The following is a 24,603-nucleotide window of genomic DNA, read 5'->3' on the forward strand; positions in this document are numbered from 1 at the left end:
TTGGGAACGTAATTGCATTGGAAGCTCCGCTTCCATGGGGAAAGAAGACTACAAATGAAGTGTTTGCTAATTATGTCAATGATTATTGCTGCGCCTATCTTTTATAGTCATGCCGAACCACTAGAAGCAATAGAATCGATTTCAACGTCAGAAGAAAAAGAAGAAGCAGACGGGATAGATATTTTCGATTGGCCGAAAAAGCAGGATAATCAAGCCGCACAGGAAAAGCGTGTTATCCGCCTTTCCGAAGAGGAAGAAACACAAAAACCTGTAGAAGAAACATATCCCACTGAAGAAAAACGATTTCAAATAGGGGTAAGTAGTACGGCTATTGTTCAACAGATTTTAAGTGGCGGTGAGAAACGGGCGTTTTTTCCGGAAGGCTCGCTGGATTTATTTTGTCTCTACAAACCCTCAGATCTCACAACATTATTTCTGGATTTAGAGGCGATTGGAGGAAACGGGCCTGATGAACATGCCGACAGTCTTTCCGGTCTCAATGATGATGCTGGTGCATTCCGGTACAATAACGGTACTGATCGCTTATCCATTCGGGAGATGTGGTTTGAGACAAAATTGTTCGGACAACAGGTAGCTCTTGTGGCAGGAAAGATAGACTTGACAAACTACTTTGACAGCAATGCCGTAGCCAATGATGAGACAACCATGTTTATAACCAGCGCCTTTGTAAATAATCTTGCATTAGAAGCGCCGCATAACGGACCTGGCGCAGTATCTATCTACGAAATGGAAAACGGCTTGAATTTCCGGTTAGGACTGCAAAGTGCAGATAGTGACAATATGGGACTGGGGATAGGAAAGGGCTTCTACGGAATAGGAGAGGTTGGTTTACACGCCGATAGCCTTTTTGGAAGAGAAGGCAATTATCGCCTTTGGTTTAAAATCAATGGAGACCGGTTCCCATGCGCGAAAAAGACAGCGCAGCTTTTGCCTTTGGTTATTCAAAAGCAGATGATGGGATTAAAGAATCTGCAACCGAGATATACTACCGTTTTGTCCTTAACAGGCACATTGCCATTACGCCACTATTTCAGGCCGTTTTAACCCCGACGGATTAATGGATACTGCTGTTGTGACCTTATTTGGCATACGAACACAAATCGAGTTTTAGTGTCTTTTCAGTAACTTCTTTGCACACTTCCATTCGTCAGTGCGTGCTTTTTGGCAAAATATTTAACTGTTCCTTCTGCTGTAGGCTTGTAGTTGGCAATTGGCAGTCGGCAATTAACAATTGTGAAATTGCCTACTGAGGACTGAGGATTGCCGATTGAGGGCTGAGGGCTGGCAAATGAGCATTTTTACCTTATAACAAAGAAAGGGGGGAAATTCATGTATTAATACTTAAAAATAATAATCTGTATTTATGTGCAAGACGCCAGGGAATCCCATCTCGTTATTTCTGAGCAACGGGAGCTGCCCCGCAACTGTAATCGGAGACGAAATCTGCATAATGCCACTGAAAAGCCGTTTAAAGTAATGAACGGCTTTTCGGGAAGGCGCGGAAAGTAGGATGACCCGAAAGCCAGGAGACCTGTCTTGCACAACTTCTCATACTATTTTTTTCGAGGGAAAAAGGAGAACACGAGTGAAGCACTTGCTAATCATAGTAACAGGTATTTTAGCGCTTGCCTTTTATCAATACCCCGGCGTATCGGCAGCAGGGGAATCAATTCCTGTTTTAAAAGAAGAACAGGAAACAAATGACAGAATACTTACCAAATGGGCGGAAAGGCCGGATAATCAGGCTGCACAAGAAAAGCTTATTATCCGTATCCCGGGAAAGGAAGAGATACCTGAAGTAATAGAAGAAGCATATCCTGCCGATGAATTCAAATCAATTGAAACGATTCAAAAACAACCGGACAATGTGAAAAATATCCCGGAGGAGCCTGAGGTATACCCTTTGCCGTTTGAAGAAAAAATACCGCTATCCCATACCACAATACCTTCGCCGGAAACTCCGAAAGACCCACCGCCAAAGGATGGAAAAGACAGGCAATGTGAAGATGCTAACGATACGGAAGATACCGTAATAACACCGACACGGACGAAACAGTTGTCTAAGAATGTTGGCAGTTCTTTATCAATCATTACACAAAAAGACATTGAGAATAGCAAAGCGCCGCTGTTGCTTGATGTTTTACGTCAGGCGCCGGGGATTGAAGTTACAAGAACTCAGGGGATAGGCGGGACTACAAGCTTGTTCATAAGGGGGGCGTCAGCCGCACATACCCTAGTATTTGTTGATGGTGTCCAAATGAATAGTCCCACATCCGGGGCATTTAATTTTGCGAATCTTTCCACAGACAACATTGAGAGAGTAGAAATTCTGCGCGGACCTCAAAGCACCCTGTATGGCTCTGAAGCGATTGGCGGTGTTGTTAATATTATTACAAAAAAAGGGGCAGGCGATAACAAAGTTAACCTGGGAACCGAGTACGGGATGCGCGATACCTATAGGGAAACTGTTAACGTTTCAGGAGGAAAGGAGAATTTTGATTATTCAGTGGGAGGTTCCTACCTGAAAACCCTCGGAATATCCGCTGCCAGCAGTGGAAGTGAAAAGGACGGTTACAAGAATCTTACCGGTTCTGCACGGCTGGGATGGAATTTCCTGGATAACGGGAGGGTTGATACAACTATAAGGGGGTCTCACTCGGATTTTGAATATGATGCGTTTGTATATGGTGTTGGTGCGGTTGACGACCCTGACAGACGCCAAACTACAGACGAGGTTCTTTTCTCTGCGAAGGCCAGCAAGACTTTTTTTGATATATGGACTCCCTCATTTCTCATCTCAGTTAACGATACAGAACTAAAAGGCTTTGATCCCACGGATGAGTCGGGCAGATTTCGCATTCCTACAAGGGTCTGGCGGGCAGAACATCAATCAGACTTTTTACTCTTTGACGTAAATACGATAACACTCGGTTACGAATATGAAGTGTTGGAAGGTAAAAACGAGGGTAAGTATGACGGGCAAACCTACCGGAACAATGCGGTTTTTCTGCAAAACCAAATAGAATTGTTTGAGTCGTTGCACTGGACAATTGGATTACGCCACGACGACTTTAGCACATTCGGATCTCATCTTACGTATAGAACAACGGCGTCTTATAACATGGAGGAAATTGGCGCCAGACTACATGGTTCATGGGGAAAGGGATTTCGGGCGCCAAGTTTGAATGAACTGATTTACCCATACTACGGGAATCCGCACCTGCGTCCGGAAGAAAGCAAGGGATGGGATTTCGGTGTTGAAAAAGAGATTCTCAAAGACACACTAACCATCGACGTCACCTACTTTGAAAATAACTTTAAAAACCTTATCACTGCCACTGTGCAGCCCGATGGCAGCTACCTGGCAGAAAACGCAGCCAGGGCAGAGTCTCAGGGCATCGAAACCATTCTAACCTATAAACCATTTACTATACTTTCATTCACCGGAACGTACACGTATACAGATACCAGGGACAGAGAAAAAGATCAGCAACTACCCCGCAGACCGGAAAACCGGGCAACGCTTGGGATTAACACCAATCCCATTGAGAAATTAAATATCAACGTAACAGGGATAATGGTAAGGGACAGAATAGACAGCAATGGAACGAAAATGGACAACTACTGGACGGTCAATCAGGCGACTCGCTATGACGTCACAAAGTTTATGGCTGCTTATGTCAGGTTCGAAAACCTTTTTGATTATGACTACGAAGAGGTAACTGGCTTTGGTTCCCTCGGTTTTACAGCGTACGGGGGAGTGGAATTCAAGTTTTAAAATACGGGAATGTAAAAAGAACCGTTTGTTTAATGGATATTAAGATAAGGAGGAGCAGCAACTATGAAACACTTAAGTAGAATGTTAGGAATGTTTGTTGTTTTTGTGCTTTTACCCGCAACGCTTGGCGCTAACCAGAGCATAACGGTAGAAATTGATTATGGAGGGTTACAGCAAAGCCGTAAAGTAGAAACAAAATGGAAACAGGGCATTACTGTATTAGAAGCGCTTCAATCTGTTGCAAAGATTGAAACAAAACAATCTGGCGAATTCATTTTTGTTAATTCTATTGACGGTGTTGAAGGGCAAAGGGGGGATATGGCGTGGTATTACGACATTAATGGTAAACGCGCAACATCTCTTGCCTATAAACGTATTCTCAATGAAGGAGATCGTATGAGATGGGAATATACTAAAGATGTTTGTTCTCCGCGAAGGAGTGAACAATGAAAAAATGTGTGATGATAATCGTATTTACCGTGTTTGTTCTCTATCTTCCTTTTTCTCTCGCGGAAGAAACCAAACCGGTAAAATACACTTTTCTTGTAGGAAACTACCTTACGCCTACGGTCGTTAAAGTGATAAAAGGCATCTGGACAAAATATCCATCTTTGAAAAGCCGGGTAAATTTTGAACTCATTAGTAAGACTGATTTGGATGCTGACTTTGATCCTCATGAGATAGAGGATTCCGACGTCATTGTTATTGACATCATGGGTATACGGATTTCAACTTCAACACAATCGGGTTTTGATGGTGAGGTAATACGGAATGCTATTTCCAATGGAGCGCGTATATTGCCAATTAACAAATCGGCAGGATTAGATAAGGAGTACATTGAACTGGGGTTTACTTATGATGAAGAGTTTCGTTCGTATTTTGATTGCGGAGGGATTGAGAATTTTCAGAATATGGTACTATTCTCCCTGGCAAAATATGTCAATATTTCTGAAATTAAACCGGCGTCACCCATGAAACGGCTGAAAAAAGGTTACTACCACCGCCACATTTCGCAGGAGATGTATTTTGAAGCGTTTGAGGAATACGAAAGTTGGTATATGAAGTCTGGCTATTTTAAGGAAAATGCGCCATGGATCGCAGTTCTGACGTACTCCTCCTTTTGCGAACAAAACCAAAATGGAGTAGAAGATGACATAATTCGCAAACTTGAAGAAAAAGGATTTAATGCATTTGTAGCGTTCGGTTACCCTGAGGGGGCTGTCGCTGAAAAACTATTAGTCGATGACAGAGGGAATTCAAGGGTTTCCGGTATACTTTCTTTTTTATTTCGTTTTTCAGATTTTAAGGCGACGGATTCGCTAGAGAAATGCGGAGTACCGGTAATCAACCTGATTACCGTTTATGGAAAAGACGGAAAAACGTGGGAGAACGATCCGGAAGGTTTAAGTTCCCTGGAAGTAAGCTGGCAGTTAGCCATCCCAGAAATTGCCGGTCTTATCCAACCTACGGTCGTTTCATATCGTATTCGTGAAAAAGACGATGAAACGGGATTTTTTATCGAGCAACGAAAATCCATACCTGAGCGTATTAATCGGGCTGTCGACCGTATAAAAGCATGGATCAATTTACAAAGAAAAAATAACTCCGATAAAAAGGTGGCGATATTCTACTGGAACTATCCGCCGGGAAAACAGCATATCGGCGCCAGTTATCTTAACGTCTTTGCCAGTATTGAAAATGTCTTAAAGATGATGAAGGAAAATGGATATGATGTAGGCAATGAAACAATTGATAAAGAAATACTCCTTGAAAATTCTCTGAGATTCGGGAGAAACGTGGGAAATTGGGCGACAGGCGAACTTGATGAGATGGTAAAAAACGGGAAATGTGTATTGCTGCCACTGGAGGAGTATCAAAGATGGGCGAGGAATTTACCTGCGGATTTTATAAAAGACGTCAATAAGGATTGGGGAACAGTTGAAGAATCCAATGTGATGATGTGGACTGACCCGAAGCAAGAGAAAAAATATATGGTTATTCCTGCAATACAACGTGGAAACGTTGTTATCCTCCCGCAGCCGGTAAGAGGCTGGCTGCAAGATAAAGAAACCATGTATCATAGCAAAGATCTGTCGCCTCACCATCAGTATTTAGGGGCATATTTATGGCTGAAGTATGGCTTTGGCGCAGATGCGGTAATTCATTTCGGCACACACGGCACACATGAATGGCTGCCTGGGAAAAGCAACGGACTTTCAGGTGATGACCCGCCGGAGGTGTTGATTCAGGATTTGCCGGTCATTTATCCTTACATTGTAGACGATGTTGGTGAAGGGCTTGTGGCTAAACGACGGGGATCAGCCGTCGTCATAGACCATATGATTCCACCTTTAAAAAAAGGCGGACTCTATCATGAATATGCAGAGCTTGAAGAACTGATCGGCGACCACGACCTGGCTCTTGAACAGGATGCCGCACTTGCAAGGCAATACATGGAAAATATCATAAAAAAGATTAAAGAGCTGGGAATCGAGAAAGACATAGAAATTGGTGAGTGCCTGAATATTGATACCCATAGCGATGTCCAGCATAAGTTTGATCATGAAGTCATTCATAAAATAGGGGAGTATCTTCAGGAACTGAAGCAGCTTAATATGCCTTACGGATTGCATACATTCGGCAATGCGCCTGATGAATCGCTTCGTTCGTCTACCATTCAGGCGATAAAAGAAGTTGTCAAAGACATTCCTGCCGCTGAACTGGACAAAAATATTCAGGAAGGGGCAAGGCGGGAATTGTCCAGTATGATCAAGTCCATGAATGGGCAATATATACCAACAGGAACGGGAAATGACCCCGTAAGGAATCCGGGTTCTCTACCAACAGGGAAAAACTTTTATGCCTTTAATCCGGATAAAATTCCAAAAAAAGAGGCGTGGCAGGTGGGCGTTAAACTGACTCAGGAGCTACTCGATAATTATAGGGCAAAAAATGACGGGAAATACCCCGAAAAACTTTCATTTGTTATCTGGGGTACGGAAACGATACGCCATGAAGGAGTACTGGAATCTCAGATACTCTATTTGTTAGGAGTTGAGCCTATCTGGAATGAATGGGGGAAGGTGACAGGCATTAAAATCATTCCTAAAGAAAGGCTGGGCCGTCCGAGAATTGATATAGTCGTTTCTTCTGCCGCAGAAGAGATGTTTGGACAGTTGACCCAATACATCGACCAGGCCGTTCAAATGGTAAAGATGCTTGATGAGGAAGATAATTGGGTTCGGCAACATATCGGGGAATTAACTAAAAAATTAATTAAACAAGGCTTGCCTCAAAAGAAGGCCGAACAATACGCGGCTATTAGAATCTTTGATGAAGCCCCTGGTCGTTATGATTTGAATGTTTCAAGAATCGTGAGCGCAAGTGGAAGTTGGGAAGATGATTCTGTAGTAGCGGATGAATATCTGAAACGGATGAGTTGTGGGTATGGGAACGGTTTATGGGGAGAACCGATGGAAGATGTCTACAAAATGGTGTTAAGCGGAACAAGGATGGTTGTTCACAGCCGTTCTACCAATCTGTACGGAACTGTTGATAATGATGACTTTTTCATGTACGCAGGAGGACTTACCGCTGCAATCAGGGAACTGGATGGAAAGTCACCTGAATTGGTCGTTACCAATATGATGAATCCGGCCAAACCGGAAATGACCCCGATCGACAGGATGATGGGTATGGAGTTACGCTCACGCTATTGGAATCCGGAATGGATTGAAGGAATGAAGAAGGACGGTTTTGAAGGGGCAAACAAGATGGCTGAATTTATTGAAAACATGTGGGGCTGGCAGGTCACCGTCCCAGAGACAATAGACGCTGCCCGTTGGGAAGAGACGTTCGAGGTAGAAATGCGGAGTACCGGTAATCAACCTGATTACCGTTTATGGAAAAGACGGAAAAACGTGGGAGAATGACCCTGAAGGTTTGAGTTCTTTGGAGGTAAGCTGGCAGTTGGGTATTCCTGAAATTGCCGGTCTTATTCAGCCTACAGTCGTATCATATCGTATCCGTGAAAAGGATGATGCAACAGGGTTTTTTATCGAACAACGAAAGCCCATACCGGAGCGTATTGACCGGGCGGTTAATCGCATAAAGGCATGGATCCGTTTACAAAGAAAAAACAACTCCGATAAAAAGGTGGCGATATTTTACTGGAACTATCCGCCGGGGAAGCAACATATCGGTGCAAGTTATCTTAACGTATTTGCCAGCATTGCGAATGTGTTGAAAAAGATGGAGGAGTGTGGATACGACGTCGGTACTGAAGCAATTGATCCCGAAATACTCCTCTCAAATTCTCTTAAATACGGGAGAAATGTCGGGAATTGGGCGCCAGGCGAACTTGAAGAGATGGTAGAAAACGGGAAATGTGTATTGCTGCCTCTGGCGGAGTACCAAAAGTGGGAGAGGAATTTATCTGTGAATTTTATGAAAGACGTCAATAAGGATTGGGGAACGGTTGAAGAATCCAATGTGATGATGTGGACTGACCCGAAGCAAGAGAAAAAATATATGGTTATTCCTGCAATACAACGTGGAAACGTTGTCATCCTCCCGCAGCCGGTAAGAGGCTGGCTGCAAGATAAGGAAGCCATGTATCATAGCAAAGATCTGTCTCCACACCATCAGTATCTGGGCGCCTATTTATGGCTGAAACATGGTTTTGGCGCTGACGCAGTCATCCATTTCGGCACGCATGGCACACATGAATGGCTGCCTGGGAAAAGCAACGGCCTCTCCGGTGACGACCCGCCGGAGGTATTGATTCAGGATTTGCCGGTAATATATCCTTATATCGTAGATGATGTCGGTGAAGGGCTTATAGCAAAACGGCGGGGATCAGCGGTTGTGATAGATCATATGATACCTCCGCTAAAAAAAGGAGGACTTTACCATGAATATGCCGGGCTTGAAGAACTGATCGGCGATCATGACCGGGCGCTTGGACAGGATGCTGCACTTGCAAGGCAATACATGGAAAATATCATAAAAAAGATTAAAGAGCTGGGAATCGAGAAAGACATAGAAATTGGTGAGTGCCTGAATATTGATACCCATAGTGATGTCCAGCATAAGTTTGATCATGAAGTCATTCATAAAATAGGAGAGTATCTTCAGGAATTGAAGCAGCTTAATATGCCTTACGGACTACATACATTTGGCCATGTACCTGATAAGTCGCTTCGTTTCTCTACTATTCAGGCGATAAAGGAGGTAGTCAAAGATATTCCTGCCGATGAATTGGACAAAAATATTCAGGAAGGGGCAAGGCGGGAATTGTCAAGTATAATCAAGGCCATGAATGGACAATATATACCAACGGGAACGGGAAATGACCCCGTAAGAAATCCAGATTCTTTGCCAACTGGGAAAAATTTTTATGCCTTTAATCCGGATAAAATCCCGAAAAAAGAGGCATGGCAGGTGGGCGTCAAGCTGACACAGGAACTCCTCGATAATTATCTGGCAAAAAATGACGGAAAATATCCCGAAAAACTTTCATTCGTTATCTGGGGCACGGAAACGATACGCCATGAAGGTGTGCTGGAATCTCAGATCCTTTACCTGTTAGGGGTTGAACCTATCTGGAATGAATGGGGGAAGGTGACAGGCATTAAAATCATTCCCAAAGAAAGGCTGGGGCGTCCGAGAATTGATATAGTCGTTTCTTCTGCTGCAGAGGAGATGTTTGGACAGTTGACACAATACATTGATCAGGCCGTTCAAATGGTAAAAAGGCTTGACGAAAAGGATAACTATGTTCAACAACATATCAAGGAAGTAACCGATAAACTGATCCGAAAGGGTTGGCCACAAAAAAAGGCGGAACAATATGCAGCAATTCGAATATTTGATGAGGCTCCCGGAAGGTATGATTTGAATGTATCACGAATCGCAAGTGCAAGCGGAACATGGGAAGATAGCTCCGTTTTAGGACAGGAATATCTGAAACGGATGAGCTATGGGTATGGGAACGGTTTGTGGGGAGAACCGATGGAAGATGTCTACAAAATGGTGTTAAGCGGAACAAGGATGGTTGTGCACAGCCGCTCTACCAATCTTTACGGAACCCTTGATAACGACGATTTTTTTATGTATGCGGGCGGATTAGCCGCAGCAGTCAGGGAACTGGATGGAAAGTCGCCCGGTCTGGTTGTCGCTAATATGATGAATCCGGCTAAACCTGAAATAACGTCCATCGACAGGATGATGGGTATGGAGCTGCGCTCACGCTATTGGAATCCGGAATGGGTTGAAGGAATGAAGAAGGAGGGTTTTGAAGGGGCAAACAAGATGGCTGAATTTATTGAAAACATGTGGGGCTGGCAGGTTACCGTCCCAGAGACAATAGACGCTGCCCGTTGGGAAGAGACGTTCGAGGTCTATGTCGAAGACAAATACGGAATGGATTTAAAGGAATTTTTCAACAAGAAAAACCCATACGCTTATCAGGCTTTAACAGCCAGAATGCTGGAGACGATACGAAAGGGATACTGGCAGCCGACGGAAAAAGTCAAACAAACCCTGGCGAAGGAATATGTAAAAACAGTAATAGAACACGGTGTAGCCTGCTGTGAGCACACATGCAATAATTCAGCCTTCCAGCAATATGCAACGGATATTTTGAATACCCCTGGTCTTGCAAATCCAGATGCCATGATTCAGTATGCAGAAGTCTTAAAGGCAGCTACCGGTAAGTCACTAAACGAAAGAAAGGCAGAGATGGGCAAGATTTTGTCAGGCGTCTATGCCAAACCCTGTCCCCGGAAGTATTGAACAGAAAAAGGATACCGGACAAACACAGGAGAAAGAAAATATTGAAAAAACCGATGAATGGAAATTGGAAAACGATGCTTTTGAAAATACCGAAATAGTTAAAGGGCTGGAGATGGCAGAGGTAAAAACGAACGAAGACAAAATAATCCTTAATCAATCAAACAGGCTTTGGGTTGGTATTGCAGTTGTATTGGGAGGCATCGGTTTTTTCGTTTATGGATGGACAAGGAAAAGATTTTAACAAAAGGATTAAAAATATGAACCCTATCGACCTATCTATCTGCGGGTTCAAGTTTGTAACTTGAACCCAACGTTTTATATTGTAGATTTAACCATCGATTGTATATGGCGCTACTATCAATATTAAATTATGGGTTCAGGTTGGAAACCTGAACCCGCCAGGATCTGAATCGACCTGGGATGTATTTCAGGAGAAAATATGAAACTAATTAATCTATTGCAAAGTATTCTTTCTGTGATTTCATCAGCGATGCTCTATCCCGTCATGATTCTATTGATCGTTCTTTTTGTATGGATGATCATAACCACAGGAGAATTTTTTTCGGAATACCGGAAGAGAAAGAAACATACCCTTAAACGGGAAATGAAAGAATTAATTGAATCACTCATCGAATCATTATCTCAAAAAAAACCGGAGATATCCCCTTTTTTAAAAAGAGAAATGCCTGCTTACTTCAGGGAATTTCTAGGGGAATTTATCGATGAGTTAAAGGGGGATAAGGATGCCAGGGGAATTCGTATTGAATATCTGCTGCAAAGCAAGGAACAAAAAATGGCCAGGAGTTTAGATAAACTACGGCTCATGGTCCGTATAGGCCCCACCCTTGGATTAATGGGAACCATAATTCCTATGGGTCCTGCCCTGTCCGCTTTGTCAAAGGGCGACCTTGAAATGTTATCAAGCAATATCATTATTGCCTTTACCACAACCGTAGTGGGATTAGCGATTGGGATTACTGCCTATTTTCTTTCGATGATGAAAAACAGGTGGATTCATGAGGATATAAAAAACATTGAGTATTTTACTGAAGGTATTATGAAAAATAAGGAGGAGCCAACCACTGGTGGTTTTGGAGGATAAACAGAAGGAATAGCGAAGGTTTCCCCCTTTTTTTGTCCCGCCTCGGTGAGCTGTTATAGAAATGAAATATCTGAAAAAAAGACGTATGGTTATAGGAAAGGAAGCAGACCTCCATCAGGAAGACCCCATGTCAGGCGTGGCAAGTCTGTTTGATGTGGGATTAGTATTTATTGTAGGCCTTATCGGCGCCTTAATCAGCGCTTACAGCCTGCTTGATTTCCTCCAGCCCAAAACAGAAATCACGATGGTCAGGAAAAACGACAATGGCCAGGTAGAGATTGTTACAAAAAAGGGTAAACAGGTAAAAATTGAAAAAGTTACCGGTAAGCAATTACAAGGAGAAGGTGCCCGGCTCGGGATAGCATATCGGTTAAAAGATGGAAAAGTAATCTATGTGCCAGAGGGGTCTGAATAGGTAGCACTTTACTTTTCAAAAATCTAAACTGTTACGGATTTTGTGATTTGGGCATTGGAATTTTACCGCAGTACATGGTCCCATTATCCGCATAAACTCATGGGTTCAGGTTTACAAACCTGAACCCGTCGGGAGTCGTGTAATGTTTACACTGAATAGTTAGCTTATATCTTTTCTTTGCACCCTCTACCGCCTCAGCGATAAATCTTGTATTTTCTCCCAACTCAAACAAAGAATATACAACCACTATCATATAAATATTCATCGGAAAGGCAGACAATCTCAAGACCAAGATTCAATAAGTGTTCTTTTAATAGCTGCCCGTCCGCGTGCAGCCCGATATTTCCATTAAAAAATATGCTTTTCCCCAACACTCCTGCTGCGCCTCCGATAAAGCCGTTTTTATGATTCCGTATGCGTATTTCTTCGGGGTTAAAATAAAAACAGGAAAATCCCTTTCCCAACAATACCTTTTCTATTCCCCTGTCAGAGGTGACATAGTTGTTTCCGTACAAATGGACAAGGCTGCATCGTGTATAGGCCTGAGGCAATTGAATAAACTCTTTCTCTCTGTTTATTTCTAAAATTATCGGGTCAGTATATCCATGTTTGTGAAATAAGAAATCAGGCGTACCAAGGCAGTTATATTGGACGCTGTTGCCGGGATCATTTCCTACATCCATTTTTCCTTTTAGATAGGCAATACTATGGCGCTCTAAAAATTCGAATAACCCAACTGGTGCATTTGGAGCAACCACAAGGTGGTCGTTATCCTGGTAAAGGAAAATATCCGGATGCCCCGAAATGGAATCGTACGTCAGTCCGTTCGTTTGAAACGCAAAGACGCCTTCAACGTATCCCTTTAACGTGGAGATCACCCTTTTCGACGATCTGGAATCAATTATCGCAAACATCTATTTGATACCGAGAAAAAGTATGGTTACCTGTGAACTGAACAGTATACCCCCTTGATTGTAATTGCGCCTTGTTGGCCTGCTTGTACCCTATGGCATAATGTATCTGCTTATCGGAAACAGATATCCTGATGTTACTTGATGTATTTTCTTTCAATTTGGCATGAATGATCTCTTCCCATATCTTTGTCATAACCATTCCAAAAGCAGGGTGAAAAAGGAATCTACTCAGTCCGTTTGTTTGAAACGCAAAGAGTCTTCAACATATCTCTTTAACGTGGGATTACCTTTCGACGATCTGGAATCAATTATCGCAAACATCTATTTGATACCGAGAAAAAGTATGGTTACCTGTAAACTGAACAGCATACCCCCTTGATTGTAATCGTGTCTTGTTTGCCTGCTTGTACCCTATGGCATAATGCATCTGTTTATAGGAAACAGATATTCTGATGTTACCCGAAGTATTTTCCTTCAATTTAGCATGAATGATCTCTTCCCATATCTTTGTCATAACCATTTCCTTAAAAGCAGGGTGAAACGGCCCGTCTATCAGGGATTTTCCGGCAACGAGTTCATCGGACGGATGCAGTCCCATCCGTATGACGGATACGTTGTTCCTTTCAAATATACGCACAAGACCCTTTGTCCACTCTACCGCCTGTTCAAGTGATAACGGAATATACTTCCCCTCCCGATACCGCTTTTCCAGGGCGGTTCCTTTCACAATAATTGCAGGATAAATTCTCGTATTACTGGCGCCGAATGAAACGATATCGTTGGCGGTTTGAATGGACCGTTTGTAACTGTCTTCCGGCAGGCCTATCATCATCTGAAGACCAAGTTCGAAACCATATGTGCGGATCATCCGGGAGGCATTTTGAATATCTTCGCGGGTATGCCCGCGTCCTGATTGATTTAAGACCTTCTGGCTGGTTGACTGCGCACCCAGCTCAATGGTAGTTACGCCGTATTTCTTCAGCAATTCAAGGATGGTTTCATTGATATAGTCGGGTCTGGTTGACAATCTGATGCCCGATACCTTCCCGTTTTTTACAAACCCGTAGGCCTCTTTCAAATACTGTTCCTGAAGATCAACAGGTATCCCCGTAAAACTTCCGCCAAAAAAGGCGATGTTTATGATTCTGTTTTCGGGTATTGTTTCAAGGTATTGCGCGACAATATGCCGAATCTCTTTTGGCTGCGGGATGGAATACGTTCCGCTTATTTTCGCCTGATTGCAGAAGACACATTGGTGTGGGCAGGCAAGCTCCGGGATGAATATAGGTATATTAGAATATTTTTTCACGATAACCTCGCAAAAGTGTATCATAATGTTTACCATACCATTATTTAATAGTATAGGAATTTTCATTTTTTAATGTATGTTTGCGGGCAAGTGTTGTTGTAACATATTTATTTGTTAGCGGATATGATAGCCGCCACATGTAGTGGCGAGGCGTGCCTTGCTACGACATTAAATGTTTAGCGATTTCAATATTTTAAGTTAAGCAATGAATAAACCCACCCCTCAATCCCCTTCTGTTAAGGGTTGACAAAATTGTGGATGAAGGAATGTTTGCGCTTACAGGCAAAAAAACCACTAAAGACGCCTGACGCTGTTTTTTTATACACCGGGGAGGGTGTTGTACTTATGTTTATACACATCTTTTTCGTTTCCCTAGAGTCATTGTGGCGAGGGAGAAGATACATTAAGAAATTTAGCTGGGCACAGAAACACTGAATAATTATAATCATCTCTTTTGAGTAAATACAAACTGTATTACAAGGAGATGACGGATGAATAAAGGAATACCAGAGTGATTATGCGGAAGGCCGTTTATCCACGACGCCCTTCAGGCAATCATGGAGGAAGTTCAAGGCGGGTATAGTTTATCGAGGATGGAAATAGCCAGACGTGTTTGTAGTCGGTTAAATTGGGGCAATGCGTTAGGGGGCAGCCGCAATTAATGAGTTGTCGGGTAGGGCTATTACGGTTGCATTGTTTAGGCTTGATAGAATTACCACCGCCGCTGACGCGCAATGGGAATGGCCAAGGACTGGTGCGGCAAAAAGCAAAGCTTCCGCTGCTAAGCGTATTGGAGACGGACATTCAAAGCCTGACGGATTGGTTTTTTTCAACCACGTGACTCTTGCTGTTACGCCAGAGCGTCTTTGTCTGGGCGTGTTAGACGCAGAACTGTGGGTGCGCGACTTTGAAGACCGCGATAAAAATGACAAGCGAAAACAAAAGCCTATCGGGGAAAAGGAAAGTTATCGTTGGCTGGAAGGTTGCCGTAGAGTCTGTGAGTTAAGCGAACAACTCACCCGGCACAATGCTCGTAAGCATTTCAGATCGGGAAGGTGATATCTACGAATGGCAGATAGAGATATATTTTAAAGTATTAAAGAGCGGTTGCAAGATAGAAGAGCGCCAATTGGAGACAGCGGAGCGTATCAAGCCGTGTATTGCTCTTTATATGATAGTGGCATGGCGGGTATTGTTTGTTACCATGTTTGGAAGGGAATGCCCGGATTTGCCGTGTACAGCGCTTTTCTAGGATGATGAATGGAAACTCGAATCGCCTTAAACGCCAATACCTACAAGGCTTTCACGGTAATTAATATTGGTTATTATAGTTTATAATAAGTAAATAAACTGAATCATTTTGTACACATTGTATTGTTTTTGCCAAAAGAGGAAACACGGGCGAAACAATTATTTTCCCCAAACTATTTTCAAACTGGTTTTTTATGATTGAAAAAAAAACAGACTTAATAACCACGTGTTTTTTTCAGAATTTATTGGAATATAGCGAAATTAGCCATTTTATAACTACCAGGATGGATGGTTATAGTCATAATCCTTATAATTATCTAAACCTAGGGTTTCACGTAGGCGATGATTCAAATACTGTTGTAGAAAATAGAAAACGGCTGGCAAATTCAATGGGCATTCCGCTGGAAAATTTTACCACATCACAACAGATACATACGGATAATATCGAGATTATATTGGAGAACCGCCGTGGTTGTGGGGCTAATGATTATAAAACGGCAGTAGCTGCGACGGATGCAATGGTAACTTCTGTTCAAAATATTTGCCTTATGGTGCTCGTAGCAGATTGTGTGCCTGTTCTTTTTTTTGATGTGAAGAAAAAAATAATTGGGTCTGTACATGCGGGGTGGAAGGGAACTGTTCATCGGATATCGCAAAAAACAGTGATGTTGATGAAAGATAAATTTGGGAGTTCGGGGGATGATATCCTTGTAGGTATTGGCCCTTCAATAGGGCCGTGTTGCTACAAGGTAGATATAGCGACAATCGTTAAGAGTAATAACGATTTAAAAGAGAAAAGTGATATAGTTTTACATGAAAAACATGATGGCAAAGGGCATTTTGATTTATGGACAACGAACAAATTACAGCTTATAAAAATGGGTATTCCGGAGAAAAATATAGAAATAGCTGAAAGGTGTACTTCCTGTAATAATGCCCTTTTTTATTCATATCGAAAAGAAAATGGGAGAACAGGAAGATTTGGTGTGGGGATCATGCTCAGGAGTAAATAACACTCCGGGCCTTTTTCTCACCCACGCCATAGCAAGATATGCGGTATTGCACTACCTTAAATATTTACCAAAAACAACCTCTAATTTCTTTTTCGTCTCTTCTGGAACAATGTCCTTATTGGTAATAATAGCATCCTTTGCCGCAGTAGCGCAAATACATGTCCTACTTTGCTTAATTTTGGGAATAGCTATTTTGAGTATTTTTTTTGCCATTTCCGCATTTTTGTTAAGATTTGAGATAACCATTTCTAATGTAACGTGATCTTCTTCCTCATGCCAGCAATCATAATCTGTAGCCATTGCAAGTGTACTGTAACATATTTCAGCTTCTCTGGCTAATTTCGCCTCTTGGAGATTAGTCATGCCTATAACGCTTACACCCCATTGGCGATACACATGTGATTCTGCGCGTGTAGAAAAAAGGGGTCCTTCCATGCATAAATACGTGCCACCTTTATGTACACGGGCGTTCACGGATTTTGCTGATTCATGTAATAGTGTGGCAAGGTTATTGCAAACAGGATCGGCGAAGCTTACATGGCCTACAATGCCATTGCCAAAGAAAGTATTTATTCTACCACGGGTTCTGTCAAAAAACTGGTCAGGGATGACGATATCTAAAGGCTTTATTTCTTCTTTCATACTTCCTACAGCGCTTACGGCAATAATATGCCCAACGCCCAGCCTTTTCATTCCATAGATATTCGCCCTAAAATTGAGTTCAGAAGGCAATATAGTATGTCCCTTTCCATGTCGTGGTAAAAAAGCGACCCTTTTTCCTTCTAAAATTCCTAAAGTAAAATTATCGGAGGGTTTGCCGAATGGAGTATCGATAGACAAAGATTCTACGTCGGTGATGCCTTCGATATCGTAAAGTCCACTCCCACCAATTATTCCAATCGTTTGTTCCTGCATTTAATATTTCTCCTTGTACATTATCTGTGTAAAGTAAAAGTGAGATTATGCTAAAATTATGTTGCCGGTGTCAATACATAAAATTTAGGAATAATTATTCTGCGTCGAATATTTTTGGCATAAATCTGACATAAATAAAGATCCTCTTTTCTTTGAAGGCTATCATTACATTATTGAGTTATTTTTAGGGGACAAATTACTAAAATACTATCGATGCGTAAGAATAGCGCGGCATGATTCATTTGCGTTAAATAAAACAGTAGAAAACACTTGAAAACCAAATATGAAATCAATTAAACTATAAAAGTTTTTGCGCCTCATTGCACTGGCAAGCGGTAAAATTGGGTAACTACATCTTTATGATACGTTATTTTTTGAAAAATAACCCTTGGAGGATTAAATATTAATAGCATACCTATTATTTAATTTTTTTATAATCGTAACATTTTTATTAGTAATGTATTAAGTTAATTCTTTGCTTTCAAAATAAAATAGAAAATATGGTTAAAGTAACATTACCTGACGGAACTAAAAAGGATTTCGAAGATAATATAACTATTGGTGAGGTCGCAAGTAACATAAACAGCAAGATGGGAGGGATCGCATTGGCTGCGAGGGCGGACGGAGTTCTGGTAGACCTTAATTATCCTATAAAAGATGATATTTCTCTTTCTGTTATTACGGAAGAAACACAGGAGGGACTGGAAATAATACGCCACAGTACAGCGCATATTATGGCGCAGGCGGTTTGCAGACTTTTTCCTGGGGTAAAGCTTGGGATAGGTCCTACTATCGAAAACGGATTTTATTATGACTTTGACTGTCCTAACCATTTTACCACAGAAGATCTGAAAAAGATCGAAGATGAAATGTTAAAAATCATAAAGGAAGATATTCGTTTTGAGAGAACAGATATGCCCCGGGAGTTAGCAGTAAAAGAAATGGAAAAAAGCGGACAACCGTATAAAGTGGAACTCATAAGAGACATTGAAGACGATACCGTTTCTTTCTACCGCCAAAATGAATTTATTGACCTATGTCGTGGACCTCATATTCAAAAGACGGGCAGGGTGAAATCTTTTAAACTCCTCAGTGTTGCAGGCGCTTATTGGCGTGGGAAAGAAACGAATTCTATGTTACAGCGTATTTATGGCACAGCGTTCTTTACCAATGAGGATCTTAAAAAATACTTAAAGATGCTGGAGGAGGCTGAAAAGCGTGACCACCGGAAAATTGGCAAAGATTTGGATCTTTTCAGCTTTCATGAAGACGGCGGAGCTGGGCTTGCGTTCTGGCACCCTAAGGGCGCTAGAATGAGAAGCATCATTGAGGATTTTTGGAGACAAGAACATTTCAGGAGAGGGTACGAAATACTTTACAGTCCGCACATAGCAAAGATCAATCTGTGGAAGACGAGCGGCCATTGGGATTTTTACCGGGAGAGCATGTATTCACCTATCGATGTTGATGGACACGAATACATATTGAAACCAATGAATTGCCCTTTTGCAGTGCTTATATATAAAACAAAGCTGCACAGTTATCGCGATTTACCGTTACGATGGGGTGAATTGGGGACGGTATACCGGTATGAAAGATCCGGTGTATTGCATGGTTTATTACGTGTGCGGGGTTTTACCCAGGATGATGCGCACATATTTTGTACCCCTGATCAGTTAGAACAGGAAATTTTAGAGGTAATTAAGCTGGCGCAATTTATGCTGTCGAGTTTTGGGTTTAATGAGTATGAGATCGAATTGAGTGTTCGCGGAAAAGGTGAAAAAGAAAAGTATATCGGCAGGGATGATGTGTGGGATCATGCAGAAGATGCGTTAAAAATTGCGCTTGAGAAAACAGGGTTACATTACACGCGTATGGAAGGAGAGGCGAAATTTTATGGTCCTGCAATCGACATAAAGGTAAAGGATGCTATCGGAAGAGGATGGCAAGGCCCTACGATACAGGTAGACTTTAATCTTCCGGAAAGATTTGACGTCAATTATGTGGGTTCCGATGGTTATCATCACAGGGTTGTGATGATCCATCGTACGGTCATGGGTGCGATGGAACGATTTATTGGATGCTTAATTGAACATTTTGCAGGAGATTTTCCTCTGTGGATTGCGCCTATACAAATGAGAATATTATCGATAACAGACGCACAAATAGATTATGCGAAGAAATTGCAAACTGAGTTGCTTTTAAAGAATTTTAGGGTAGAATGCGATATTGGCAACAACAAAATTGGTTATAAAATCAGAGAAGGCACGTTACAAAAAATTCCTTACTTATTGATTGTTGGCAATAAAGAAATGGAAGAAGGATTAGTAGCTGTTCGTAGCAGGAAGAATGGGGATGAAGGGGCGCTTCCTGTTCGGGACTTTATTAGCAAAGTTGAGGAGGAGGTACGGGGGAAAAAGTAATCTTAATTATGGAGGAGAACATATATTTCACAGATATTAAGGATTAACGAGCGCATCCGTGTTCAAAAAGTGAGGCTGATTGACGAAAATAGTGAGCAAGTTGGGATAGTCAGCATAGATGAAGCGCTTGGACGGGCAAAAAGTGTGGAGATGGACTTGGTAGAGGTTGCTCCTGAAGCAGACCCTCCTGTTTGCCGGCTCATGAATTACGGCAAGTTTAAATATAAGCAAAAGAAGAAGAAAACGCAAAAACAGCGAGTGGTTCAGTTGAAGGAATTAAGAATCAGGCCCAAAACAGGTGGACACGATATACAGACAAAAATCCGGCAGGCACGTAAATTTTTAGAAAATAAAGATCGGGTGCTTGTAATGATGCTTTTTAAAGGGCGTGAACGGGCTCATTCCGATATGGGTGATAGTGTTTTAAATCAATTTGCCGTAGAACTGGAAGATATTGCCAAGGTAGAGAAAGACCGCATTTCTGATGACAGAAGGATGGGGATTATTTTATCTCCAAAGTAAAATAAAAAATGGTATATACTGCGAGGGTTCACAAATAGGGAGCTCCCGATTTGCATATTTGGCTTAACATTGACAGGTTGCTACGCGCAGGCAGATGCATATTTTATACGAGGAAACATCTTGTCCGTAGCTACAACTGTATTTTTTTGTGATTTTTCAAAAAACTAAAGTGTTAAAAAAACTTTAATAGAGAAGAATGGGATTTTTAGTATTTGATAGAGGAAAGCACACATGCCAAAATTAAAACCACACAAAGGCCTTAAAAAAAGAGTGAAAATTACCGCAAATGGTAAAGTAATGAGGTCAAAAGCCGGGAAGAGTCACTTAATGTCTGGAAAATCGGGAAGAAGAAAACAACGGCTTAGAAAGAAGATTGAAGTATCTCCGGGTTTTAGCAAGAATATAAAGAGAGCAATGTTAGAAGAATAAATTACGCGTTTTATTGTTTTTTTTGAAAGAGAAGTAATATGAGAGCTACAAATGGAAGTGCAAAAAAAAGATCCAGAAAGAGGCTGTTAAAAAAGACAAAGGGATACTGGGGCGGCAGAGGTAATTTATATAAAAAAGCCATCGAGACGTATATTCGCGCGATGGCATACTCTTTCAGGGATAGAAAAGTAAGGAAGCGGGAGTTTCGGAGTCTTTGGATTACAAGAATTAATGCGGCTGTCCGTGAGCATGGGATTTCATACAGCCGTTTTATCCGTGGGCTAACGGTTGCTAAATTGGATATAAACAGGAAGATGTTGGCGGAGATGGCGGTTAATGATAAACCTGCCTTTGCTAATTTAGTGGAGATGGTAAAAGGAAAAGTAGGGGCGTCTCTATAATTTCACCATACATTCACGGTTTAAAACCTCCCATTATAACTCCAGGAAACATTTCTTCCATAATACAACAGAAATTAGTATAAATAAGGCACGCTTATTCCTTGCAAAATACAATGAATGGGCGTGCCTGTGTTTTTTATAAACATTAGGAAATTATTCATTATGCCGGAAAAAATACAAGATGCCCAAAAAATGTTTCATAATGAAGTTGGCAAGATAAAAACACGGCAAGAGGCAGAGCAGCTTAGTGTGAAATATATTGGCAGGACCGGAATAGTCAGTGAATTAATGAAAGTCATACCAAAACTACCTGTGGATAAACGTGCCTCTTATGGAAAACAGGTTAATGCTCTAAAAGATGAAATGTGCAGGACGCTTACCGATTTAATAAACAGCTTGTCTTTGGATAAAAAACCTGCAAACAAGAAAGAGTTTTTTGATGTTACATTGCCGGGAAAGCCAGCGGATGCAGGCAAAAACACCCTATCACCCAAACTATCGATGATATCAAGGACGTTTTTGCCAGATTGGGGTTTGAGGTCGCTTACGGACCTGAAGTTGAGTTGGAGTATTATAACTTTGATGCACTGAACATTCCTTCCGACCATCCTTCCAGAACGGATTTTGATACGTTCTATATAAAGGAAGATGTATTGTTGCGGAGTCAAACATCCACCGTTCAAATTCGCATTATGGAGAAGCAAAAACCGCCGGTTCGTATCATTGCGCCTGGCGTCGTTTACCGACCGGACACGGTAGATGCGCGTCATTCCTTTATGTTTCACCAGGTGGAAGGCTTGTTGGTGGATGAAAACGTAAGCTTTGCCGACCTGAAAGGCACGCTGAATCAATTTATAAAATCTTATTTTGGGCAGAATGTTCAAATGAGGCTCCGCCCTTCATTCTTTCCTTTTACGGAACCTAGCGCCGAGGTGGATATTTCCTGTTCTCTATGCAATGGCAAAGGATGCAGCGTATGCTCATATAGCGGATGGGTGGAAATCTTAGGGGCAGGAATGGTTGACCCTAATGTGTTTGAGGCCGTTCATTATGATGCAGAAAAATATACGGGTTTTGCGTTTGGATTGGGAGTGGAAAGAGTCGCCATGTTAAAGTATGGCATAAATGATATTCGTTTATTTTATGAAAATGATATACGTTTTCTTTCTCAATTTTGAATAGGATTTATACCTTTTTATAAGATTAAAATGAGAAAAGAGTGTTATGAAGATTAGCTATAGTTGGTTAAAAGAGTACGTTTGCTTTGATTTGTCTCCCAAAATGCTCGCAGATAAATTGACCAGCGCCGGATTGGTGGCGGCAGGCATTGAACCTTTTGGGGATGACTACTGCATTGACCTGGAAGTTACTGCTAATCGTTCTGATTGCATGGGAATTATCGGCATTGCAAGAGAAGTGGCAGCTATTACAAAAGGAAGCCTGCAACTGCCATGCACGGATATTTCCCGTGAAGGTGATGGTGATATCTCTCAAAATGTTAAAGTAGATGTTAAAGAGCCGTTGCTGTGTTCACAGTATACAGCTCGTGTGATACGTAATATAATGGTGAAACCGTCTCCGGAGTGGTTGCAGAAAAGACTGAAATGCATTGGGCTTCGTCCTGTTAATAATATTGTGGATATAACAAACTATGTAATGATGGAGTCGGGACAGCCCCTTCACGCATTTGATTTGGATAAGGTGTCAGGCGGACAAATACAAGTAAGGAAGGCGGAGAGCGGGGAAGAGATCGTTGCAATCAATGGCGCCAGACGTGTACTCTTTCATGACATGCTTATTATTGCTGATGAAAAGAGGCCGATCGCAATAGCCGGCGTAATTGGGGGAAAGGAAACGGAGGTAACAGATGTTACAAGAAATATTCTTATTGAATGCGCCCGATTTGAGCCGAGACAGGTGCGGCGTACTTCCAAATCGTTGGGAATTGTTTCTGATTCTTCCTGTCGTTTTGAAAGAGGTGTTGACCCATTGGGCTTAGATTTTGCGTCAAAAAGGGCAGCAAAACTAATCATTGAGCATGCAGGCGGTGAAATGTGCAAAGGTATTATAGACGTTAGTGCAAATCGAATTGAAGCGAAAAAGGTAGTGCTTCGTATAGAAAGAGTAAAAAAGATTTTGGGAGTGGATATAAACAGAGATGTAATACTGGATATTCTAAGGAGTTTGCAGTTTAAAATTCTTAATTGTGCTGATACCTTTATTGATGTTGAAATTCCAGGTTTTCGTGGTGATGTGTCACGTGAAATTGATCTTATAGAAGAAGTGAGCAGGATTTATGACTATAATAATATTCCAGCCAAAACATCAATAGGCATTCGCGGCAGTAAAAAGAGTAAATACGAGATTGTAGAAAATCTTATTCGCAATAATTTAACAGGATTAGGATTTTATGAGACGAAGACCTTTAGTATCGTTAATCATGCTTTTTTGAAGGGAGTGAATCTCTGGTCGGGTGAAGATGTTGTTGAAATAGCAAATCCTTTGCGACAGGAGGAAAGTATCTTACGTACCTCGTTATTGCCCAGCCTGGCAAAAGTCAAGATACATAATGCAAATCATGCGTGCGAGAAGGTAAAACTCTTTGAAATAGCAAAAATTTATCTTAAAGGAGAAAAATTACCACACGAAAAGGTCGGTTTGTCACTATTAGATTCCGCAGGGTTTTTTGAGGGAAAAGGGATTGTTCAATCACTTTTAAAAAATCTTAAAATACATGAAAAATGTGAGTGGGTAGCGTTCCATGAGAAAACGAGGTTATTTAATAATGAAAAGGCAGCGAAAATTTTAATGGACGGCAAAACCCTTGGCTATATTGGCGAGGCAAGTAAGGAATTGGGCTTCAAAACGTTGTGTACTCTGATAGAGCTGGACGTAGATGCCTTAGTTGAAAAAGCTCATTTTGATAAAAAATATTGCGAACCTTCTCCTTATCCAATGGTTAAGAGGGATTTTGCGATAGTTGTTGATGAAGAAAAAACGTGGGCGTCCATAGAAGATTGTATTAATGGCGCAAATATTTCCATCGTAAAAGAAGTAAATTATTTTGATATATACAGGGGAAAACAAATTCCCGAAGGAAAAAAAAGCATTGCATTTAATCTCTGTTTCCAATCTTACGAAAGAACTCTAAAGAGCGAAGAGGTTGATGATGCGTCGGCTGTAATACTTGACGCTTTGTATAAAAAATTAGGGGCTGAATTGCGCACACAGTAAAATGTACGCAGGGAAGAACTGCTAAATTGATAAAAAGTCAAGCACAGTAGCTTATACTTTGTGTTGACTTTTAAGTTTCGC

At 41.6% G+C, this 24,603-nt stretch carries 22 protein-coding genes and 1 riboswitch; of the genes, 18 read left to right on the forward strand and 4 right to left on the reverse strand.

Going from position 1 to position 24,603, the window contains the following annotated elements:
- Nucleotides 1-54: 54 nt before the first annotated feature.
- The 8 genes from M5U24_RS12330 to M5U24_RS12365 all read left to right on the forward strand — a co-directional run bounded on the left by M5U24_RS12330 (nt 55) and on the right by M5U24_RS12365 (nt 12,111).
- The gene (locus tag M5U24_RS12330; RefSeq protein WP_157820717.1) at nt 55-1,065 is read left to right on the forward strand and encodes a carbohydrate porin; all 1,011 of its coding nucleotides are present in this window, start codon (nt 55-57) and stop codon (nt 1,063-1,065) included.
- Between the two features lie 290 nt (nt 1,066-1,355).
- Nucleotides 1,356-1,575: riboswitch (cobalamin riboswitch) on the forward strand.
- A 31-nt stretch (nt 1,576-1,606) separates the two neighbouring features.
- Complete coding sequence (locus tag M5U24_RS12335) at nt 1,607-3,799, forward strand: TonB-dependent receptor (RefSeq protein ID WP_169703506.1); 2,193 nt, start codon at nt 1,607-1,609, stop codon at nt 3,797-3,799.
- Between the two features lie 63 nt (nt 3,800-3,862).
- Complete coding sequence (locus tag M5U24_RS12340; protein WP_099326561.1) at nt 3,863-4,249, forward strand: DUF4430 domain-containing protein; 387 nt, start codon at nt 3,863-3,865, stop codon at nt 4,247-4,249.
- Nucleotides 4,246-7,731: a cobaltochelatase subunit CobN gene (locus M5U24_RS12345; RefSeq protein ID WP_298202603.1), complete on the forward strand. Its 3,486-nt coding sequence runs from the start codon at nt 4,246-4,248 to the stop codon at nt 7,729-7,731. Before M5U24_RS12340 ends, M5U24_RS12345 begins: the two co-directional genes overlap by 4 nt.
- The gene (locus tag M5U24_RS12350; RefSeq protein ID WP_298202644.1) at nt 7,691-10,594 is read left to right on the forward strand and encodes a cobaltochelatase subunit CobN; all 2,904 of its coding nucleotides are present in this window, start codon (nt 7,691-7,693) and stop codon (nt 10,592-10,594) included. The genes M5U24_RS12345 and M5U24_RS12350 overlap by 41 nt, the downstream gene beginning before the upstream one ends.
- Nucleotides 10,566-10,835, forward strand: a complete 270-nt coding sequence (locus M5U24_RS12355) for a hypothetical protein (protein WP_298202605.1) — start codon at nt 10,566-10,568, stop codon at nt 10,833-10,835. The genes M5U24_RS12350 and M5U24_RS12355 overlap by 29 nt, the downstream gene beginning before the upstream one ends.
- Nucleotides 10,836-11,033: 198 nt before the next feature.
- A complete protein-coding gene (locus M5U24_RS12360; RefSeq protein WP_099326563.1) occupies nt 11,034-11,696 on the forward strand; it encodes a MotA/TolQ/ExbB proton channel family protein in 663 nt (220 codons plus the stop codon).
- A gap of 61 nt (nt 11,697-11,757) precedes the next feature.
- Entirely contained in the window at nt 11,758-12,111 is a 354-nt protein-coding gene (locus tag M5U24_RS12365) for a DUF2149 domain-containing protein (RefSeq protein ID WP_099326564.1), read from the forward strand.
- A gap of 224 nt (nt 12,112-12,335) precedes the next feature.
- Here the strand turns inward: M5U24_RS12365 and M5U24_RS12370 are convergent, their stop codons facing one another.
- From M5U24_RS12370 to M5U24_RS12380, 3 genes are all read right to left on the reverse strand, one after another.
- Complete coding sequence (locus tag M5U24_RS12370; RefSeq protein WP_099326565.1) at nt 12,336-13,025, reverse strand: DUF6873 family GME fold protein; 690 nt, start codon at nt 13,023-13,025, stop codon at nt 12,336-12,338.
- Nucleotides 13,009-13,218 carry a hypothetical protein gene (locus tag M5U24_RS12375; RefSeq protein ID WP_298202609.1) on the reverse strand — a complete coding sequence of 70 codons (210 nt, stop codon included), beginning with the start codon at nt 13,216-13,218 and terminating at the stop codon, nt 13,009-13,011. Before M5U24_RS12375 ends, M5U24_RS12370 begins: the two co-directional genes overlap by 17 nt.
- Before the next feature lie 111 nt (nt 13,219-13,329).
- A complete protein-coding gene (locus M5U24_RS12380) occupies nt 13,330-14,400 on the reverse strand; it encodes a radical SAM protein (RefSeq protein WP_298202611.1) in 1,071 nt (356 codons plus the stop codon).
- 627 nt (nt 14,401-15,027) lie between these two features.
- Here M5U24_RS12380 and M5U24_RS12385 point away from each other — a divergent pair.
- The 3 genes from M5U24_RS12385 to pgeF all read left to right on the forward strand — a co-directional run bounded on the left by M5U24_RS12385 (nt 15,028) and on the right by pgeF (nt 16,598).
- On the forward strand, nt 15,028-15,393 hold the full coding sequence (locus M5U24_RS12385) for a hypothetical protein (RefSeq protein WP_157820719.1): 366 nt from the start codon (nt 15,028-15,030) through the stop codon (nt 15,391-15,393).
- Entirely contained in the window at nt 15,362-15,586 is a 225-nt protein-coding gene (locus tag M5U24_RS12390; RefSeq protein ID WP_099326568.1) for a hypothetical protein, read from the forward strand. The genes M5U24_RS12385 and M5U24_RS12390 overlap by 32 nt, the downstream gene beginning before the upstream one ends.
- A 193-nt stretch (nt 15,587-15,779) precedes the next feature.
- Nucleotides 15,780-16,598 (forward strand): peptidoglycan editing factor PgeF, encoded by an 819-nt coding sequence (pgeF, locus tag M5U24_RS12395; RefSeq protein WP_099326569.1) that lies wholly within the window; start codon nt 15,780-15,782, stop codon nt 16,596-16,598.
- Between the two features lie 51 nt (nt 16,599-16,649).
- Here the strand turns inward: pgeF and mtnP are convergent, their stop codons facing one another.
- On the reverse strand, nt 16,650-17,513 hold the full coding sequence (gene mtnP / locus M5U24_RS12400) for an S-methyl-5'-thioadenosine phosphorylase (RefSeq protein WP_099326570.1): 864 nt from the start codon (nt 17,511-17,513) through the stop codon (nt 16,650-16,652).
- 500 nt (nt 17,514-18,013) lie between these two features.
- On the opposite strand from mtnP, the gene thrS reads away from it, so the two are divergent.
- The 7 genes from thrS (at nt 18,014) to pheT (ending at nt 24,522) form a co-directional block, all read left to right on the forward strand.
- Nucleotides 18,014-19,936, forward strand: a complete 1,923-nt coding sequence (gene thrS, locus M5U24_RS12405) for a threonine--tRNA ligase (protein ID WP_099326571.1) — start codon at nt 18,014-18,016, stop codon at nt 19,934-19,936.
- 42 nt (nt 19,937-19,978) lie between these two features.
- Complete coding sequence (gene infC / locus M5U24_RS12410; RefSeq protein WP_099326572.1) at nt 19,979-20,458, forward strand: translation initiation factor IF-3; 480 nt, start codon at nt 19,979-19,981, stop codon at nt 20,456-20,458.
- Between the two features lie 231 nt (nt 20,459-20,689).
- Complete coding sequence (gene rpmI, locus M5U24_RS12415) at nt 20,690-20,887, forward strand: 50S ribosomal protein L35 (RefSeq protein WP_099326573.1); 198 nt, start codon at nt 20,690-20,692, stop codon at nt 20,885-20,887.
- A gap of 38 nt (nt 20,888-20,925) precedes the next feature.
- A complete protein-coding gene (gene rplT / locus M5U24_RS12420; protein WP_099326574.1) occupies nt 20,926-21,288 on the forward strand; it encodes a 50S ribosomal protein L20 in 363 nt (120 codons plus the stop codon).
- A gap of 162 nt (nt 21,289-21,450) precedes the next feature.
- Nucleotides 21,451-21,879, forward strand: a complete 429-nt coding sequence (locus M5U24_RS12425) for a hypothetical protein (RefSeq protein WP_298202617.1) — start codon at nt 21,451-21,453, stop codon at nt 21,877-21,879.
- Nucleotides 21,816-22,466, forward strand: a complete 651-nt coding sequence (pheS, locus tag M5U24_RS12430) for a phenylalanine--tRNA ligase subunit alpha (RefSeq protein WP_298202619.1) — start codon at nt 21,816-21,818, stop codon at nt 22,464-22,466. Before M5U24_RS12425 ends, pheS begins: the two co-directional genes overlap by 64 nt.
- Before the next feature lie 46 nt (nt 22,467-22,512).
- Nucleotides 22,513-24,522, forward strand: coding sequence for a phenylalanine--tRNA ligase subunit beta (pheT, locus tag M5U24_RS12435; RefSeq protein WP_099326575.1), 2,010 nt, complete (start codon nt 22,513-22,515; stop codon nt 24,520-24,522).
- Nucleotides 24,523-24,603 lie beyond the last annotated feature (81 nt).

Origin of the sequence: Candidatus Kuenenia sp. (assembly GCF_027493735.1) — a bacterium.
Classification (GTDB): domain Bacteria; phylum Planctomycetota; class Brocadiia; order Brocadiales; family Brocadiaceae; genus Kuenenia; species Kuenenia stuttgartiensis_A.